Here is an 18,040-nt window from a genome sequence, read left to right on the forward strand (position 1 = left end):
CGAAACCAGCCGACAACGCTCCGTGTCCACCTGGCTATGGCCTTCGGCATTGACGGCGCTCCCTTCACGGCCCACGGACGAGGGCTCACCATGAAGACGCGCGAAAGGGCGTTTTTGGGGACTCAGGCGGCAAAAGTAGTCAACAAACTTCATAGAGTGTTGACGTTCAATGTATTGACGGTCATATATTCGTCTCCATGAGAGTCGTCGCCGTGGGCCTGATTTTGATCGCGATGCTCGCTGTGGGCGGCCCGGCCCAGGGTCATCGAGCCGGCGGATGTCTCGCCCCCGACGTGACGCCGTCTCTCGAGGAGAGCCGGCTCAGCTTCACCCTGCCGGGGCAGGACGAACCGTTCGCCCGGCAGATGATCGACGGGGCCGGGTTCCAGGACTTCACGCCGGACCTGGTTTCGCGGCTGTGCGGCGCTCGTTCGCTGACGGCGGCATCGGTGATTGTGAATCGGACGGCCGGGCGGCTGTGGGATCGGGCGGTCGACCGAGCGCAACGGCATGGGCCGGTCAGCGGGGATCTTCCGTACAGCGACGACCGGCCCCTCTACTGGACCCGAGTCGAGGCGATGGGGGCCATCCGGCAGTGGATTCCGCGGTTCCCGCTGTTCGCGGGGCAGCGGCTCGCGCTCATCGAGAAGTTCGACCGCGCGTCACGGGGGATGGGCGCCATCAACCTACCCGCGGGAGCGGGTGCGAAGCGGGTCATCGTGAGCGGTTTCGATCCGTACACCCTGGATGGTGGCCTGAACGGCAACAACATCCGGCATGGCAACCCGTCGGGCGCGACGGCCCTGTCACTGGACGGCACGAAGTATCGGACGGCGGGCGGCAAGGTGGCGCACATCGAGGCGTACACACTGCCGGTGAGCTTTCCTGAGTTCCGTCGCGGCTACCTCGAGGACACCGTCGGCCCATTCATGCTCCCCGGTCCGCGGCGGGTGGACGCGTCGATCACGGTGAGTCAGGCCGGCGGATCCGAGTTCAACCTCGAGCAGTACAACGCGCGCTACCACGGCATCACGCTCGGCAATGATCGCTTCCGGCCGTGCCCGCCGATCGACGGCGTGCCGCAACTCGCGGTGAACAACCCCGAGTGCAACAGCACGGTCGTCGACCGCTGGGGTGGCCCGCCGACCTTCGACCTGCGCAACCCGCCACAATGGACTTCGGCCACGTTGCCCGTTCAGCGGATGATCGACGCGCGTACCGGCGCCGGCGTGCCCCGGCCGCCGGGCGACACGTGGCCCGACGAGTCGGTCGCGTTCGGTGTGCTGTGGCGGACGAGCTACACCGAGTTCCCCGGCTGCGCCTCGGCCACCCGGGTGACCCGCGACGGCCCGCCGCCCCCGCCGGAGTCCTGCTCCTACAGCGGCGGCGGGGGCAACTACCTGTCCAACGAGAGTGCCTACCGCAACACCCTGCTGCGGGACCGGATGGGCCTGGCCATCCCCGCCGGCCACATCCACACCCCGGACATGCAGCACTTCGAGACCGACTACGGGTCTAGCGACCCCACCTTCGACGCCTGGCGCCTGGCCATCACCCAGCAGGCCCGCAACCTCGTCCAGGTAGTGGCCGGCGCTGTCTAGGGTGAGCGCACCTTTCTCTCCGTGATGGGGTGATCATCGTGCGTGTTGTTCCCGGAATTAGGCACCGATCGTCGGTGGGTCCTCGACGGCGGGTTCCAGCCCACCCATCCCCGGTGGTCGCCCGACGGCACGGAGATCGGCTTCGAGGCGGGCGACATCGTCGCGGCCAAGGTCGCCGAGTTGGCGTGGCGGCCGGTCTTCACGGCCGGGCTGGGCGGTAGCCCGCTCACCTTCGACTGGTCGCCCGACGGGCGGCGCGTCGCGGTCGTACGGACGTGGGTGGAAGACGGCGACCTGGGCCCGGTCTACGGTCGCGACATCTGGATCGGGAGCGCCGACGGCTCGACGGTCCTGCGGCGGCTGACGGATCCGGGGACGGGCTGGGATCCGTACCGGATCGCCTGGAGCCCCGACGGGCGCACCCTGGCCGTGGAGGCGCTGGGTGACCTGTGGGCGGTCGATGTGCGCAGCGGGGCGGTGATCAACCTGACGGCGACGGCCGGGGTTGCCGAGTCGAGCCCGATCTGGTCGCCGGACGGGCACACGTTGGCCTTCGCCCGCCAGGGCGCGGATGACGCCGCGCCCCGGCTGTGGTTGCGCCCGGCCCGATCGCACGGGGACGCCGGCCGGCGGCTCGGGATCGCCGGCATCCCGACCAGCTGGCATTGACGGGCGCGAGTATGCGCACTTCAAACTATGTTTCACCGAGTTGACCGGGCGGCAAGATCGCTATTACCTTCCCGGTCATGAAAACCGTTTTCACCTTGTCGGTGGCGCTCGTGTGCGTGTTGTCGGGGTGCGCGAGCACTCCGACCGCACCGGCTTCCGCCCAGGCCGCGTCGCTGACCAACTGCGGCGCCGAGCTGACGGTCCCGGCGCCGCCGAAGCGGGCGATCGCGATGGAGCAGAACGCCACCGAGATCATGCTCAGCCTGGGGCTGGCCGACCGGATGGCGGGCACCAGCTACCAGACCGACCCGGTGCTGCCGGAGCTGAAGAGCGACTACGACCGCGTACCGGTGCTGGCCAAGCTCTACCCCAACCGGGAGAAGGTGCTCGAGACCAAGCCCGACTTCGTGTACTCGACGTTCGCGTCGGCCTACGCCGGTGACGCGGCCGGGCCGCGTGAGGATCTGGCCAAGCTGAACGTGCCGGCCTACCTCTCGCGGTTCGCCTGCGAGGACGGGCCGGTGAGCTTCGACGGCATCTTCGCCGAGATCGGTGACATCGCGAAGGTGTTCGGGGTGGCCGACCGGGGCGAGAAGCTGGTGGCGGACCTGCGGGCACGGTTGGACAAGGCGACGAAAGGCCCCGGCACCTCGGTGCTCTGGTACTACTCCGGAACCAGTACCCCGTACGTCGCCGGCTCGAAGGGTCTGCCCGCGGCCGTGAGTGACCGCCTGGGCCTGCGCAACGTCTACGCGGACGCGGCGAAGCCGTGGCCGGCCGGCAGCTGGGAGCAGATCGCCCAGCGCAACCCGGACGTCATCGTGCTGGCCGACCTCACCCGCGGCGGCGACGGCGACAGCGCTCAGGCCAAGATGGACTTCCTGCGGGCCGACCCGGTCACGTCCAAGCTCGAGGCCGTACGCAACAACAGGTTCATCACCGTCTCGGGCTCCTCGATGGACCCGTCGGTCCGCAGCGTCAGCGCGGTCGAGCAGGTCAGCGCGGGGCTGGCCCGATGAACGCCCACCGCCTTCTGCGGCTGTGGGACGAACAGCAGTCCGCCTACGTGGCCCACCGGGAGAACCGCTTCGCCGTCATGCTCGACGTGCTGCGGACCGGGCCGAACAAGCCGCACGTGCTCGACCTCGCGTGCGGCCCCGGCGCCATCTCGCAGCGCGTCCTGGCTGCTTTTCCGGACGCGACCGTCACCGCCGTCGACTACGACCCGATCCTGCTCGGCATCGCCCGCGGCGTTCTCGGCGACCGGGCCCGGGTGCTCGACGTCGACCTGGTCGCGCCGGACTGGACCGCGGCCCTCGGCGACCGGCCGTACGACGCGGTGCTCACCTCCACCGCGCTGCACTGGCTCTCGCCGGCTCAACTGCTCGCCGTCTACCAGGCCGTCGCGACCGTGCTGAAGCCCGGCGGCGTCCTGCTCAACGCCGACCACCTGCGTTTCGACGACCGGTCGCCCGCCCTGCGCGACCTGGCGGCCCGGCACGACGAGCAGACCCAGCGGGACGGGCAGGCGGCCGGCGCCCTCGACTACGCCGGCTGGTACGCCGAGGCTCTGCTCGCGCCCGAGTTGGCGGCGGTGGCGGAGGAACGCGAGCGGCGCTTCGCCGATCGTCCACCCCAGCCGTTGGCGCCGCTGGAGTTTCATCTCGCCGCGCTCCGGACGGCCGGCTTCGCCGAAGTGGGAACCGTCTGGCAATACCTGGACGACTACGTCGTCTACGCCCGCCGGTGAGGGCGCCCGTCGCGGTCCTGCTGCCGTCGGCCGGGGCGGTGCTCGTGCTCAGCGTCGCCGCCTCGGTCACCATCGGGGTGGCCGACCTCTCGGTGGGGGAGGTGCTGCGCACGATCGGGGCGCATGCCGGGCTGCCGCTGCGCCGCTTGCCGCCGCTGGCCGACAGCATCGTCTGGGATCTGCGGATGCCCCGGGTGCTGCTGGCCGGCCTGGTCGGGGCCGGGCTCGCGGTGTGCGGGGCGGTGCTGCAGGCGCTGACCCGGAACCCGCTCGCCGATCCGTACCTCATCGGCATCTCCGCCGGGGCCTCGACCGGCGCCGTCGCCGTCCTGGTGCTGGGCGCGGGGGCCGGGGCGGTGGCGCTGTCGACGGGCGCGTTCACCGGCAGCGTGGTGGCCTTCGGGGTGACCCTGCTGCTGGCCGGGCGCCGCTGGACCCGGCCGGCCCGGATCCTGCTGGCCGGCGTGGCCACCGCCCAGCTGTTCACCGCGCTCACCAGCCTCGTGCTGGTGACCGACGCCAGCGCCGACCGGACCCGCAGCACGATGTTCTGGCTGCTCGGCTCGCTGACCGCAGCGTCCTGGCCGGCCGTCGCGCTCAGTGCGATCGTCGGCGCCGCTGCCCTGCTCGTGTGCTGGGCGGCGGCGCCGGCCCTGGACGCGTTCGCCTTCGGCGCCGATGTGGCGCAGACGCTCGGCTTCTCGCCCGCCCGCGTCCGGGGGCTGCTGTTCACGGTGACCGCGCTGCTGACGGCCGTGCTGGTCGCGGCCAGCGGCGCCGTCGGCTTCGTCGGCCTGACCGTTCCCCATGCCGTACGCCTGCTGACCGGCTCCCCACATCGGATCCTGCTCCCGGTCAGCGCGCTGGCCGGCGCGGTCCTGCTCATCTGGGCCGACACCGCCGCCCGTACCCTGTTCGCCCCGCAGGAGCTGCCGGTCGGCGTCGTCACCGCGCTGCTCGGGGTTCCCGCCTTCGCCCTGCTCCTGCGCCGTCATGAGAGTTGAGACGTACGGCGTCGAGCGCCGAGCCGGTGACTCGACCATGTTGGCCGATGTCGCCCTGGACGCCCAGCCCGGTAGCACGGTCGGACTGTTGGGCCCCAACGGTTCCGGCAAGTCGACACTGCTGAGAGTGCTGGCGGGCCTGGACCGCCCGCAGGCCGGCCGGGTCCTGCTCGACGGGGCCGATCGTGACTCGCAGCCTCGGCGCGCCCTGGCCCGGCGGGTCGCGGTGGTCACCCAGCACACCCCCGACGACGCGGACATGTCCGTGGCCGACGTGGTCCTGCTGGGCCGCATCCCGCACCGGCCCCTGCTCGCCCCGCCCAGCGCCGACGACCACGCGCGGGCCGCGGCCGCCCTGACCCGCGCCGGCCTGGACGGATGGGAGGACCGCCGCTGGCCCACCCTCTCCGGCGGCGAACGGCAGCGGGTGGCCATCGCCCGCGCCCTGGTCCAGGAACCGGAGCTGCTGCTGCTCGACGAGCCCACCAACCACCTGGACATCCGCCACCGCTTCGCCCTGCTGGCCGAGCTCGCGGCCGGCCCGATCACCGTCGTCGCCGCCCTGCACGACCTGGACCTGGCCGCCCGCTACTGCGATCACGTGGTGCTCCTGGCCGGCGGCCGCGTCGTGGTCGCGGGCCCACCCGCCGAGACCCTGACCCCGGCCCGGATCGCCCAGGTCTTCGGGGTCACGGCCGAGATCGTGACCGACGCCGCCGGCCGTACCCGGGTCCTGCTGAGCGCATGACCGGGCGGGCCAGGAGCCGTCCGCAAGTCGCGGGCCCGCCTACGACTGGACCTTCTCCAGGCCGATCCCGGCCGGCCGATCTAGGAGGCGCTGACCGGAAGAGGCGGCGGGAACAGCCGGCGGAACGTGAACGCGTCCGGGGCGGGCCCGGCGGCTTGCAGCCGGCCGAGGCGGGAGACGGCCTGGCGCATGGTGGGGACCGTGCCGGCCGGGATCCACCACAGCACCAGCGCGGCCTGATGGCCGTGCGGGTGGAACCAGTCGCGGCGGCGGCGCAGATAATCGAGGTGCTCGGACTGATAGGCGTACGCCCGCAGGTGCTCCGGGCTCTCCCACACCGACAGCGTGTAGATGCGGCTCGGGTCGCCGGGCGCGGCGATGGTGCCGTCGCCGCCCTCGCCGACCAGTCGCCACACGAAGCCGGGCGACCGGTCGGCCAGCTCGTTCATCACCGCGACACCCTCGGCGAACTCGCGCATCGAGGGATCCTCCAGCGGGGCCCGGAGCCGGGCCGTGTTCATCTGGGCCAGGTGGAAGGCGCTCATGAGCCCACTCCACCAGCCACCGCTTCTAATGTCAACGGAATTACTTTTTAGAGAGCGTCACGCAGCAGCGCCCCGGCGCCGCGTCCATCCGGGCCTGCCATGCGCTGTCGCCGAGCAGCCCCTCGATCATGGCCAGGCTCATCCCGCAGATCACCGGCGGGAACTGCTCGGCCAGCCGGTGGAACGGGCAGTTGCGCAGCTCGATCCGGTCCGGCCCGTCGGCCACCGGCGCGTACCCGTGCTCACTCAGCACCTCGCTCACCCGGGAACCGGCCGGTGTCCGGCTCCCGTGCTGCCGGGCCACCTCGTTGAGGACCTCCTCGGCCCCGGCCCGCTCGAGCGCCTCCGCCAGCAGCTCGGCCGCCGTCCCGTAGGCCCGCGGCGGCACGCTCACCGCGTGCTCCGCCGCGGCCACCCGGTAGAGCTTGGCCGGACGCCCCGCGCCGGGCCCGGTCTTCCCCGACCGCCGGGCGTACGAGACCTCGAGCAGCCCCGCCGCCACCAGCTTGTCCAAATGGAACGCGGCCAGCGTCCGCCCCACCCCGAGCGCCTCGGCCACCTCGTCCCGCCCGGCCGGCCCGCTTGCGTCCGCCACCACCCGGTAGGCCCGCCGCCGCACCGGATCACCCAGGCTGGCCAGGGCCTCGAAGTCACGCAGGTCTTCCGTCGTCACCGCCCCATCGTATTGCCAACCTGGTTTGTCGCTAGAAGGCCGCGGCGTCGACCAGGGTCAGCAGCTCGGCGGTGAACTCGGCCGGGCGTTCGATGTGGGGGGAGTGGCCACAATCGGCGTAGACGACCTCCCGGTAACTGCCGCCGCGCCGTTTCGTGGCCCGGGCGAGGCTTCCGGCTGGCGTTCGGTGAGCTCGCTGCCGGGCGGCACCAGCGAGGATCTCGGCGACCGCTTCGCCCGCAACGCGCCTTGCGCGAATGACCGACAATCAAGACCGGAGCCGGTACGCGGGAGGTTAAAGTTACCCATGTTCGCGAAGCGGATCGTCACCGTGCTGGCCACCCTGCTCGCCGTCCCCGGCCTCGGGGCTTGCGGCAGCGCCGCTACCGAAGCCCGCCGGGACGAGCCCGCCGCGATCGCCCCCAGCCCCGCCGCCGGCGCCCGGCCGATCACCCGTGACGTCCAGGTCGCCGGCCGAGCGCAGGCCGCCCCGCGTAATGTGCCGGCCGCCTTCCCGCTGCCGCCCGGCAGCCGGGTGACCAGCTTGTCCGACCCCGAGTCCGGCGCGTCGTTCGTCCTGACCGCGCCGGGCCCGGAGGCCGTGCTCTCGTTCTACCGCCGCGAGCTGGCGGCCGGCGCCTTCACGATCGTCGCCGACCGGGCCGCCACCGACTCGACCAGCCTCGCTTTCCGCGACACCGCCGGCTGGGCCGGCTCGATCTTCGCCACCGCCCACCGCGTGTCGGTCGCCGTCAAGCGGGCCTGACCCAACACCCGCGCCTGATCAGACGGCGACCATCAGGCCGTACGAGTCGCGAAGGTCCTCGGGCGCGGTCGCGCGGTCGAAGTGCCAGCCCTGGCCCAGGTTCACGCCCAGCCCGGCCAGCGTGGCCGCGTCCTCGGCGGTCTCCACACCCTCGGCGACGACCACGGCCCGGACGCCCCGGGCCAGGTCGACCAGCGAACGGACGACCACCGGCAGCACGTGATCGTCCTGCAGACCGGTGACGATGCTGCGGTCGAGCTTGATGACGTCCGGGTCGGTGGCCACGATGTGACGCAGCGAGGAGAAGCCGGCGCCGACGTCGTCGATGGCCAGGCGCATGCCCCGGGCCCGCAGCGGTTTCAGCACGGCGTGCAGCGCGTCGTAGTCCTCGACCTGGTCGTGCTCGGAAAGCTCCAGCACGACCCGGTCCAGCGGCATCTGGCCCAGGGCGTTCTGGCACTCCCAGGTCATCAGCGTGGCCGGGGAGACGTTCATCGCGACGTAGCCGGAGACCCGGGCCAGGTGGGCCCCGGCCGAGCGCAGGGCCTGGATCTCGAGCCCGTCCCGCTCGCCGATCAGCCCGGCGTCGGCGAAGCACTCGTTCGGCGGCTCGTTCCAGTGCTGCGGGAAGCGGCTCAGGGCCTCGGCCCCGACCCGGCGGCCGGTCGCGAGGTCGACGATCGGCTGCAGCAGCACCGCCGGGCCACCGGCCTCGATCAGGGGGCGGTAGCGCTGCTCGAGCTCGACGTTGCGCCGGCGCCGGTGCACGTCCGGCTCGATGATGACCGCGGCGGCGTGGGCGAGCACCGCCATCAGGGCCTCGTCGCGGTCGGAGAGCTTGTCGTCCGCGGTGAAGCCGCCGGCGCAGAACGTGCCGTACACGCTGCCGTCGCTGAGCACCACCGGCACCGAGACGAAGCTGCGGATGCGGGGCATCCGCGCCGAGGGCAGCTTCATGGCCTCGGGGAAGTCCTTGACGTTGGGCATGACCGCGGGCAGGCGCCCATCCATGATCGCCTGGCAGAACGAGGTCCGCTGCGCCCGCTGGAGGCCGTCCCGGAAGAGCAGGGGCAGCCCGGACTCGACCACCTCGAGGTGCTGGGTCGTGCCGTCCATCCGGCTCAGGAAGGCGAAGTTGAGCCCGAGCGACCGCCGCGCGGTCCGCAGCAGGTCGGCGACTTGCTCCGCCGGCTCGTCACGCTGCTTCGCCATCGGCCGTCCTTTCGATCCACGGGACCCAGGGATGGCCACCGCCTCAACGCCACCACCATCGGGTCCCGCCCGGTCGACCTGAGAACAGTGGGACTTTGTACGGCGCTCAACATCGCCCGACCGGCGGAGGCGGCCGGCTCGGCCGGTCGGGCGGTGAGGCCGCGGGCGGCGGCGCGGCGCTGGGGGAAGGGGTCGCTCAGCTGCCGCCGACGCGGAGGACATCGCCGAGGCGGCGGTGGCGGCGGACGGCGGCCTCGGTGGTGACGACGGCGAGAAGAGCGCCGAGCAGTACGAGTACGAGCAGCCCCAGCAGCCACCACGGCACCGCGGTGGCCGGGTCGCTCGTCTGGGCGGTCAGCGTGCGCAACGCCAGCGGCCCGAAGGTCAGCCCGGCCAGCCCCAGCGCGAACAACGGCCCGAAGACCGCCGCGACGAGCACCGGCGGCAGCAGTTCGGCCGCCGCGACCCGGCGCGCGTCGCGCGGGCGCAGGCCGAGGGTGCGCAGCCGCGCGAGTGTCTCCCAGCGTTCCGGGGCGCTCGCCGCCGCCGCGAGGGCGAACCCGAGCAGCCCCAGGGCGAGCAGGGTGATGGCGGCGGCCCGGTCGAGCGCGGCCAGCCCGGCGTTCAACGGCGCCGCCCGCCGCTCGTGCAGCACGTCGGCGCGGAGCACCGCCCGACCGCCGCTGGCGCTGGTCTCGAGGGCTTTGGCCGTTCCCGGGCCGGTCACCCAGATCGTGTTCGGGGCGAACGGCACCCCGGCCGCCGAATCCACGATGACGACGTCGGCGGCCCCGCCGACGGCCGGTGCGAGGCCGACCGCGGTGAGTTCGATCGGCTTGCCCTGTTCCTGTTCGAGGCGCAGCGTCATGCCGGGGCGCAGGCGGCCGTCACCGGATCGGACCAGGGCCGGCACGGCTCCACCGGCCGGCGCGCTGCCGCCCGGTGCGCTGCCGCCCGGTGGGGTGCCGCCGGGCGGGGTGCTGCCGCCGGGCGACGCGGGCCCGCCGGGCGACGCGGGCGCGGTGCCGCCCGCCGGCTTGAGCCGGTCCAGCTCCGGTGCGTCCGGCAGGGGCGTGCTCGCGAGCAGCCGCTGGAACGCGGCGGCGTCGACCACGACCAGGTCGGGCTGGACCGCCGTGTTGTCGGCGATCACCGGGGCGGCCGTGGTCACCTGGGCGGCGACGGCCTGGGTGACCCCGGGCGCGGCCTTGATCCGCTGCTCGATCTCGGCCGCCGGGGCGTTGGCGCCGGCGGTCAGGTCGAGACGCGCGTCCGCCCCTACGGTCTGCCAAGCGCCGTCCTCGGCCCCGCGGGAGGTGGTGGCGTCGAGGGTGACCGCGAACGCGGCCAGCGCGGTCGTCGTGATCAGCACCAGCACCGGCAGGGCCCGGGTGGCCGTCGTGGCGGCCCGGGCCGCGCCGAACAGGGCCAGCGGCCGGCGCGAGCGGCGCGATTGACGCAGGACCAACCCGGTTCCCAGGGGCAGCAACCGGAGCAGCACCACCACACCGGCGATCGCGCCCAGGGTGGGCGCCCCGGCCGGCAGCACCGCGTCCGCCCCGGCGGCGACGCCGCGCTGGCGCAGGGCCACCACCGCGCCGGCGGCGGCGAGCAGGACGGCCACGTCGACCGCGGCCCGGCGCAGCTGCGCGGTGCGCTCCCGCCAGCGACGGGCGGCCCGGTTGGCCGGCGCGCGCCGGTCGCGGGTGGCCCGGGCCGCGGTCAGCGTGCCGAGCAGGGGCCCGGCCACGATGGCGCCGAGGACGACCGGGGCGGCCCATCCGAGGGCGGCCCCACCGGTCAGCGCGTACGCCCCAACCAGGCCGATCGCGGCCGCCGGCACGGTCACCGAGACCGATTCGATCACCAGTTCCGTGGCCAGGCCGGGCAGCCCGGCGCCGCGCTGGCGGGCGGTGATCAGGGCGCCCGCGCGCCGCCGGACGAGCAGGTCGGCCGCGAGCAGCAGGACCAGCACGGCCCCGGCCAGCACGGCGATCAGCAGCACCGAGGCCTGGGCCGACGCCGCGTCGATCTGGGCCCGGACGTCGGTCAGCACGCTGTCGAGCTGGGTGTTCCACCGCAGGCTGGTGTCACGGTCGCCGGAGGAGGCCGAGCCGGCCTTGAGGGAGGCCACGGTGCCCGCCAGCCGCTGGGCCGACTCCCAGCTGAGCCGGTCCGGATCGGGGGCGTACCAGGCGGTGCGCCGCAGCTGCTCGGCCTGCAGCGCGAGGCGGGCGTCGGGCAGCGACTCGTTGCTGAGCAGACCGCCCACCCGGGTGCTGCCGACGCTGCTCAGCGCGGGCACCGGCCGTACCACCCAGGGGATCGTCGACCAGGCCGGGTCGTCGGCCCGGACCGGCCGGAAGATGCCGCTGACCAGCACGTTGTACTTGTTGCGGAGCTCGTCCTCGACCGGCACGTGGTCGCCCGGCCGCAGGCCCAGCTCGGCCGCCACGGACTCGGAGAGGCCGACCTGGGTCTCCCACAGTGGCCCGTTGAGCGGGATCTCCTTAGGACCGTCGACGGTGGCCCCCGGCGCGTGGCCGGCGACCCAGGTCACGGCCGGGCCGCCGACGTTGTCGCGGGCGTAGGCCAGCTGGAAGCTGCGCGGGGCGGTCCCCTCGACGACCTTGAACGGGACGCTGGTGGCGGTGATCACCGGCGGCCGGAGCACGGCCCGCAGGCCGGGGTCGAGCTGGCTCTCGGCCTGGTCGGCCAGGTCGTTCATGGAGTCCGCGAGGTTCTCGTCGCGGATCCGCCCGCCGGTCGGCCCGTAGTCGTCGCCCCACGGGGAGGACGCCTGCACGGTGGCGTCGGAGCCGGCCTTGCGGACCGCGTCGCGGGCGGCGTCGTCGGCGGTCGACTCCCTCAGCGGCGGCACGGCCGCGGCGAGCAGCGTGATGACCAGGACGACGGCCGCGACCAGAGCGAGCGGGCCGGCGCCGGCCCGGGCCCGGCCGCGGACGCTGGCCCAGTGGATGGCCGGAAGCAGGTTTCTCATGAGGTGATCCGCAGGTGGGCGGCGTCGGCGCGCCGGGCTTGGGCGGTGACGACGGCCGTGACGGCCAGGGCGGAACCGAGGAGCAGCAGGGCGAGCAGCGCGCTTTCGGCGCCCCACGGCCATTGGGCGACGGCCGGCGGCACCGGCGCCGCGCCGGTGTCCGAGCGGACGAGCAGGGGCGCCACCAGCCGGCCGGTGAGCGCCCCGACCACGGCGCCGGCCGCCAGCAGGGGCAGCAGGACGGCGGCGTGCTCGGCCAGCAGCGCGGCCCGGATGTCGCGCCGGGCCATGCCCAGGCCGCGCAGCCGGGCCACTTCGAGAGCCCGCAACTGCACGTCGTAGGCCACGTGCAGGACGACGCCGCCGAGCAGCAGCACGACGGCCGCCACGACCAGCGCTCGCAGCACCGCCGGCAGCGAGGCCCGCAACGGGCTGCCGATGAGGCGTTCGGTCTCACCGGCCCGGGTGATGACCGGGCCGAGGTGCAGTCCCTCGACGGCGGCGGCCGCCCCGGGGCGGGGCCCGGCCGCCCACCAGGCGGTGACCGGCGGATCGAGGTCGCCCCGGGCGACCAGGGCGCGGGTCAGCGCGTCCAGATCGGCCAGGGCGGCGGGCGCGCCGGGCGCGGAGGGCACGGCCGGCACGACCTCGGTGACGACCGCGTCGAACGGGGTGGTGCCGAAGGCCATGCTCAGTTTCGCGCCGGGGCCGGCGCCCACGGAGTCGGCGAACCGCCGGGACACGGCGATGGGCACCGGACCCGGGTCGGGGAACGTGGAGGCCACCAGCACGCGGGTCAGGTCGGCCGGATCGGAGAACTGCACGGCCACCGACAGCCGGAGCCGGTCGGCCCCGGCCGCGATCACCGGCGCGATGAGCTGGGACGACCCGGGGGAGGCGGCGCGGACCGTCCACGGCGCCGGGGTCCGGTCGGCGCCGGGCAGGGCCAGCGTGACGTCGAGCCGGGAGACGGGCTGGTCCTGCGGCTCGGCGTCGATCGGCAGGGCGACGGCGACCAGGCGCAGCCCGGCCACGGGCACGCAGCCCGGCAGCGGGTGGGGCCGCCCGTCGAGCAGCACCGGCGGGCCGGTGCAGGCGGTGCGCAGCCCGGTGTCGTCCTGCAGCAGCAGCCGCGGGGTCACGGTGACCGGCGTGCCGCCGGTCGCGGTGCCGGTCAGCGTCGGCGTGGCCCCCTGGGGCAGGAGCGGCCCGGTGACCGTGGTGGTGGGAGCGAGCGGCTTGAATTCCGCCCCGCGCAGGAGCGGCTTGCGGGTGTCGAAGGCGACCAGCTGCGGGGCTTCGCCGGGGCCGCCGAGCCACTGGCCGACCGAGACGCTCTGCCGCACGGCCGGGCCGACCGTGCCGCCGGTGGCGGCGGCGACCGCCGCGCTCTGACCGGGCAGCGGCGGCGCGTCCAGGGTGACCGCGAGGTCGGTGCCGACGGCCATGTCGGCCTGGTCGTGCTGGGAGACGTTCCAGGTGGCGTTGAACGCGGTGCCGAAGGTGGCGGCCGCGCAGGCCAGGCCGACCAGCAGCCCGGCCGCGTACGCCTGGGGGCGGCGGGCGGCCTGGAACGCGGCCAGCGGCAGCACCAGCCCGCGGGCCCGCGTGGCCAGCCGTTCCGCCTGCCGCAGGGCCGGCGGCAGCAGCCGGAGGGTGAGCGCGGTCCCGGCGATGAGCAGCAGCGCCGGGGCGACGATGCGGACGGTGTCGGCCCGGGAGCCGGCGGCCGCGGGCTGGGCCCGCAGCTGCCACCAGCCGACCGCGGCCAGGGCGAACAGCAGCACGTCGGCCCCGGAGCGGGCCAGGAACTCGCGGCGGGTGCGGCGGTCACCCCGGGCGGCGCCGGGCCACACGGCCAGGGCCACGTGCAGGGCGGCCAGGGCCAGGGCGCCCCCGGCGACGGCGAGCACCTGCGGCGTGGCCAGCACGGGCCGGCTCTCGAGCCCCGCTCCGGACAGCGGCGGGAGGTGGGTGAGCAGGCTGTGCAGGGCGGAGGAGGCCGGTACGGCGCACAGGGCCGCCAAACCGGCCAGGGCGGCCGCCTCGACGGCGGCGACGGCGGCGAACTGACCCCGGCTGACGCCCAGCGCCCCGATGAGCTCGCTCTCGTCGGCCCGTACGCCCACCGCCAGCCGGCCGGCCAGGGTGAGCGCAGTCGCCGTGAGGAGAATGCCGATCAGGGCCAGCGCGAGCACCGAGCTCGCGGTGAGCTGCTGCTGGGCCCGGGCGTCGCGCAGGGTCTGCGGCAGCGCGGACGAGACCCGCTCGATCCGGACCCGGTCGCCCAGCGTGCCGGCCAGCCGGGCGTCGGCCCCGGCGATCGAGCGGGTCAGCCGGTCCAGGGCGGCCCCGGTCGGCGCGGACAGGTCGGGGCTGGCCACGACCTCCAGCCGGTCGAGGGCGGAGCCGCTGGCCATCAGGTCGTCCAGGGTGACCAGGAAGGGCCCGTACGCGTTGACGTCGTCGGCGTAGATGCTGTCCACCGGGTCGGGGTCGTAACCGGCGCCGCCGAGCGGATCCCGGTCCCAGCCGGCCGCCGGCAGCGGGTGCACGAGCCCGACCACGGTCACGTCGAGCCCCGGGGCCGGGTCGCGGCCGAGCTCCGGCCCGATGCGCACCCGGCTGCCCACCTTGAGCCCGAGCAGCCGGGCCGTGTCGTCGAACAGCACCGTCTCCAGCGCGGCGCCGCCGTCCCCGGCCGAGCGCGGCCAGCGCCCCGAGATCAGCGCGGCCCGGGACTGCAGCCCCTCCACCCCGGACAGATAGACCTCGCTGAGCAGCCCGCGGTCCTCGTCGCTGGCCGCGGGCAGGGTCCGCATCACGGTGGACGCCCGCGTGCTGGTGGTCGCCGGGAACGGCGCGATGGACGAGGTGAGCAGGCGGCGCGTGTCGGCCGCGACCGAGACCGCGTCGGCCGCGGCCACGGTCACCGTGTACGCGGTGACCTCGATGTCGTCCGCGGTGGCCCTGGACGCGGCCACCTCGACCGCCCGCTCCGAGGTGCGGGTGACCAGCAGCGCGCTCACCCCGAGCAGGGTGGCGCCGAGGGTGAGGACGGCGAGCAGGCAGGCCAGCAGCGGCCACTGCGCCCGGGCCCGTCGCAGGAGCAGCGTGGTCACGAGGTCAGCTGACCGTCGGCGATATGGATGACCCGGTCGGCCAGCGCCATCATGACCGGGTCGTGGGTGGCGATGAGCGCCGTGACGCCCTCGCTCTCGACCACCCCGCGCAGCAGGCCCATCACCGAGCGGCCGGTCTCGGCGTCGAGCTGCCCGGTCGGCTCGTCGGCGATCAGCAGCCGCGGCGAGGCGGCCAGGGCACGGGCGATGGCCACCCGCTGTTGCTGCCCGCCGGAGAGCTCGCCCGGGCGCTGCTCGGCGTGCCCGGTCAGGCCGACCAGGTCGAGCAGGCGGCCGACCCGCTGCTCACGCTCGGCCGGGTCGGTGCGGGCCAGGCGGAGCGGCACCCCGACGTTGTCGGCGGCCGAGAGCACGGGGATCAGGCCGAAGGTCTGGAAGACGTACGAGACCTTCTCGCGCCGCAGCCGCGAAAGGCCGTCCTCGTCCAGCGCGGTGACGTCGACCCTGTCCACGGTGACCGCGCCGGCGTCCGGCCGGTCGAGCCCGCCGACGACGTTGAGCAGGGTGGTCTTGCCCGAGCCGGATCGGCCGACGAGGGCCACCATCGTGCCCGGCTCGACGTCGAAGGTGATGTCGCGCAGCGCGTGGACCGCGGCCGGCCCGGCGCCGAAGGTGCGGCGCACGCCGCGCACGGTCAGCAGCGGGTCGCTCATTCGTCGGGCCTCATCGTGATGTGGTCGGGTTCGAGCGCGAGCCGGACCCGGCGGTTGAGGTTCAGCGCCTCGCGGTAGTCGCGGGGCACCTGGACACGGCCGGCCCGGTCCATCACCGCGTACTCCTCGGCGATGACGTGGGTGCCGCCGTCGTCGGCGGTGGCCGTGCGGCGCAGCACCTCGCTGCTGGTGCGCCCGTCGCGGATGGCCACGGTCCGCTCGACCTGGTCGCTGACCGCGGCGTCGTGGGTGACCACCACGACGGTCACCCCGAGCTCGCGGTTGACGTCGCGCATGGCCGCGAACACCTCGGCCCCGGTGGTGGTGTCGAGCTCGCCGGTCGGCTCGTCGGCGAACAGCACCCGCGGCTCGTTGGCCAGCGCGACCGCGATGGCGACCCGTTGCTGCTGGCCGCCGGAGAGCTGCCCGGGCCGGCGGTCGGCCAGCTCGGCGATGTTCAGGGTGCCCAGCAGCTCGCGCCGGCGGGCCTGGCGCACCCGGGCCGGGACCCGGGCGGCGGTCATCGGCAGGTCGACCATCTGCTCGGCGGTCAGGTACGGCACGAGGTTGCTGGCGGTCTGCTGCCGGACGAAGCCGACGGTGTGCCGGCGGTAGCGGACCCGGTCGGCCGAGGACATCGACAGCAGGTTCCACTTCTCGACCCGGGCCCGGCCCGCGGTCGGCGCGTCCAGCCCGGCCAGGATCGACAGCAGAGTCGACTTGCCCGACCCGGAGGCGCCGACGACGGCGATCATCTCGCCGCTGTCCACGGTCAGGTCCAGGCCCTGCAGCGCCTGCACCTCGATGGATCCGGTCTGGTAGATGCGCACCAGGCTGTCGCAGACGATCAGCGCGTCGGCGCCGAACTCCGGCGGATGCTGTGGTGGGGCGACGGACATCTGATCTTCTTTCCGAGCGGCGGCGACTCAACATACAGCGTGATCGCCACCCCCGCCCCGGGAGTGGTACAGAGATGTACCGGGACCGCCGCGGCCGCGGCTACGGTCGGCCCATGACGTCACCATCCAGCGCGGACCTCGAGGTCGGGGACCGGATCCGGGCGCGGCGGCTGACCCGGGGGTGGAGCATCCGGCACGCGGCCAGCCGGGCCGGGCTCTCGCACGCCACCTGGAGCCGGATCGAGCGCGGGATCCAGACGGCCGGCAACCGGTTCACGCTGGCCCGCATCGCCGAGGCCCTGGAGTGCACGCCGGACGACCTGGCCCGGGCCGCCGTGCCCGCCGCCGACCGCGACGTCCGGGCCGCGCTGACCGGGGCGGTGGCCGTGCGCCGGGCCCTGATCGACGTCGATCTGACCGAGGCCGCCGAGGGGGCGGCGCCGCCGATGGCCGAGCTGGCCCGCACCGCCGAGCTGGCCGAGTCGCTGCTGCAGGCCTGCGACTACGCGGCGGTGATCCGGATCCTGCCCGGCCTGCTGCGCGACCTGCACGTCGAGACGGCCGGGCCGGACTCCGGGCAGGCGCTGCGCCTGCTCTGCACCGCCGCCTCCACCGCCTCGTCGGTGCTGCGTGTTCTCGGCCTGCCGGCCGACGCCTGGCTGGCCGCCGAGCGTTCCCAGGCGGCGGCGGACAGCTGCGGTGATCCCGTGCTGCGGGGGTACGCGGCGTACGCGCGGGCCAGCGCGGCCGTGGTGGCCGGCTCGTACCAGCGTGGACTGACCCTGGCCGAGCGGGCGGCCGGCGACCTGGGCCGGCACGTCGCCCGGCCCGGCGCGGCCGAGGTGCTGGGCAGCCTGCATCTGGTGTGCGCGCTGGCCAGCCAGTGCGGCCGGCGCCTGGACGACAGCCGCGACTTCTCGGCCGAGGCGGCCGCGCTGGCCCGGCGCACCGGCGAGACCAGCGCGATGGGCCTGTTCTTCGGCCCGACCAACGTCGGGCTGTGGCGGATCAGCATCGAGGTCGAGGACGGCGACCCCGGGCACGCGGTGGAGATCGCGCGGCGGGTCACGCCCGCGGCCCTGCCGGTCGGCCTGCGCCAGGTCTACTACTACGCCGACACCGCCCGGGCGCTGGCTGCGGTGGGCCACCGGGACCGTGAGGCCATCCGCCTGTTGCTCACCGCCGAGCGGCTCGCGCCGCAGCACGTGCACCGCACGGCCGACATCGCGGCGACCGTACGGACGTTGCTCGACCGGTCCCGCCGCCAGGCCGGCGGTTCCGAGTTGCGCGGGCTGGGCGCCCGCATGCTGATCGGCTGACACCGATCGTTCGCCTGTCGTCCACCGGGACAAGTGGATCTCCACGTTGTTGTCGGG

The 18,040-nt window shown here is 74.5% G+C and carries 15 protein-coding genes; 8 read left to right on the forward strand and 7 right to left on the reverse strand.

All coding sequences use genetic code 11. The features are described from left to right. Positions 1-197 precede the first annotated feature (197 nt). The 6 genes from AB0J66_RS18680 to AB0J66_RS18705 all read left to right on the forward strand — a co-directional run bounded on the left by AB0J66_RS18680 (position 198) and on the right by AB0J66_RS18705 (position 5,772). Complete coding sequence (locus AB0J66_RS18680; protein ID WP_364661764.1) at positions 198-1,601, forward strand: hypothetical protein; 1,404 nt, start codon at positions 198-200, stop codon at positions 1,599-1,601. Positions 1,602-1,646: 45 nt separating this feature from the next. Continuing rightward, complete coding sequence (locus AB0J66_RS18685) at positions 1,647-2,270, forward strand: hypothetical protein (protein ID WP_364661766.1); 624 nt, start codon at positions 1,647-1,649, stop codon at positions 2,268-2,270. A gap of 77 nt (positions 2,271-2,347) precedes the next feature. Further along, positions 2,348-3,289: an ABC transporter substrate-binding protein gene (locus tag AB0J66_RS18690; protein WP_364661769.1), complete on the forward strand. Its 942-nt coding sequence runs from the start codon at positions 2,348-2,350 to the stop codon at positions 3,287-3,289. Further along, on the forward strand, positions 3,286-4,020 hold the full coding sequence (locus AB0J66_RS18695; RefSeq protein WP_364661772.1) for a class I SAM-dependent methyltransferase: 735 nt from the start codon (positions 3,286-3,288) through the stop codon (positions 4,018-4,020). Before AB0J66_RS18690 ends, AB0J66_RS18695 begins: the two co-directional genes overlap by 4 nt. Then, positions 4,017-5,024: an iron chelate uptake ABC transporter family permease subunit gene (locus AB0J66_RS18700; RefSeq protein WP_364661775.1), complete on the forward strand. Its 1,008-nt coding sequence runs from the start codon at positions 4,017-4,019 to the stop codon at positions 5,022-5,024. The genes AB0J66_RS18695 and AB0J66_RS18700 overlap by 4 nt, the downstream gene beginning before the upstream one ends. Then, the gene (locus tag AB0J66_RS18705) at positions 5,014-5,772 is read left to right on the forward strand and encodes an ABC transporter ATP-binding protein (protein WP_364661777.1); all 759 of its coding nucleotides are present in this window, start codon (positions 5,014-5,016) and stop codon (positions 5,770-5,772) included. The genes AB0J66_RS18700 and AB0J66_RS18705 overlap by 11 nt, the downstream gene beginning before the upstream one ends. An 80-nt stretch (positions 5,773-5,852) precedes the next feature. On the opposite strand, the gene AB0J66_RS18710 is transcribed toward AB0J66_RS18705, so the two are convergent. Further along, the gene (locus AB0J66_RS18710) at positions 5,853-6,317 is read right to left on the reverse strand and encodes a DUF3291 domain-containing protein (RefSeq protein WP_364661780.1); all 465 of its coding nucleotides are present in this window, start codon (positions 6,315-6,317) and stop codon (positions 5,853-5,855) included. 40 nt (positions 6,318-6,357) lie between these two features. After that, positions 6,358-6,990, reverse strand: a complete 633-nt coding sequence (locus tag AB0J66_RS18715; RefSeq protein WP_364661782.1) for a transcriptional regulator — start codon at positions 6,988-6,990, stop codon at positions 6,358-6,360. A 307-nt stretch (positions 6,991-7,297) separates the two neighbouring features. On the opposite strand from AB0J66_RS18715, the gene AB0J66_RS18720 reads away from it, so the two are divergent. Beyond that, entirely contained in the window at positions 7,298-7,756 is a 459-nt protein-coding gene (locus AB0J66_RS18720) for a hypothetical protein (protein WP_364661785.1), read from the forward strand. 18 nt (positions 7,757-7,774) lie between these two features. On the opposite strand, the gene AB0J66_RS18725 is transcribed toward AB0J66_RS18720, so the two are convergent. The 5 genes from AB0J66_RS18725 to AB0J66_RS18745 all read right to left on the reverse strand — a co-directional run bounded on the left by AB0J66_RS18725 (position 7,775) and on the right by AB0J66_RS18745 (position 16,664). After that, the gene (locus AB0J66_RS18725; protein WP_364661788.1) at positions 7,775-8,968 is read right to left on the reverse strand and encodes an EAL domain-containing protein; all 1,194 of its coding nucleotides are present in this window, start codon (positions 8,966-8,968) and stop codon (positions 7,775-7,777) included. Between the two features lie 196 nt (positions 8,969-9,164). Then, entirely contained in the window at positions 9,165-11,969 is a 2,805-nt protein-coding gene (locus AB0J66_RS18730; protein WP_364661790.1) for an FtsX-like permease family protein, read from the reverse strand. After that, complete coding sequence (locus tag AB0J66_RS18735; protein WP_364661793.1) at positions 11,966-15,091, reverse strand: permease; 3,126 nt, start codon at positions 15,089-15,091, stop codon at positions 11,966-11,968. Before AB0J66_RS18735 ends, AB0J66_RS18730 begins: the two co-directional genes overlap by 4 nt. Continuing rightward, on the reverse strand, positions 15,088-15,765 hold the full coding sequence (locus tag AB0J66_RS18740) for an ABC transporter ATP-binding protein (RefSeq protein ID WP_364661796.1): 678 nt from the start codon (positions 15,763-15,765) through the stop codon (positions 15,088-15,090). Before AB0J66_RS18740 ends, AB0J66_RS18735 begins: the two co-directional genes overlap by 4 nt. Beyond that, a complete protein-coding gene (locus AB0J66_RS18745) occupies positions 15,762-16,664 on the reverse strand; it encodes an ABC transporter ATP-binding protein (RefSeq protein ID WP_364661799.1) in 903 nt (300 codons plus the stop codon). The genes AB0J66_RS18740 and AB0J66_RS18745 overlap by 4 nt, the downstream gene beginning before the upstream one ends. Positions 16,665-16,777: 113 nt before the next feature. Between AB0J66_RS18745 and AB0J66_RS18750 the strand changes: the two genes are divergently transcribed. Beyond that, positions 16,778-17,983 carry a helix-turn-helix transcriptional regulator gene (locus AB0J66_RS18750; RefSeq protein WP_364661802.1) on the forward strand — a complete coding sequence of 402 codons (1,206 nt, stop codon included), beginning with the start codon at positions 16,778-16,780 and terminating at the stop codon, positions 17,981-17,983. Positions 17,984-18,040 lie beyond the last annotated feature (57 nt).

The sequence above is a fragment of the Actinoplanes sp. NPDC049598 genome (assembly GCF_040675435.1).
Taxonomy (GTDB): Bacteria; Actinomycetota; Actinomycetes; order Mycobacteriales; family Micromonosporaceae; genus Actinoplanes.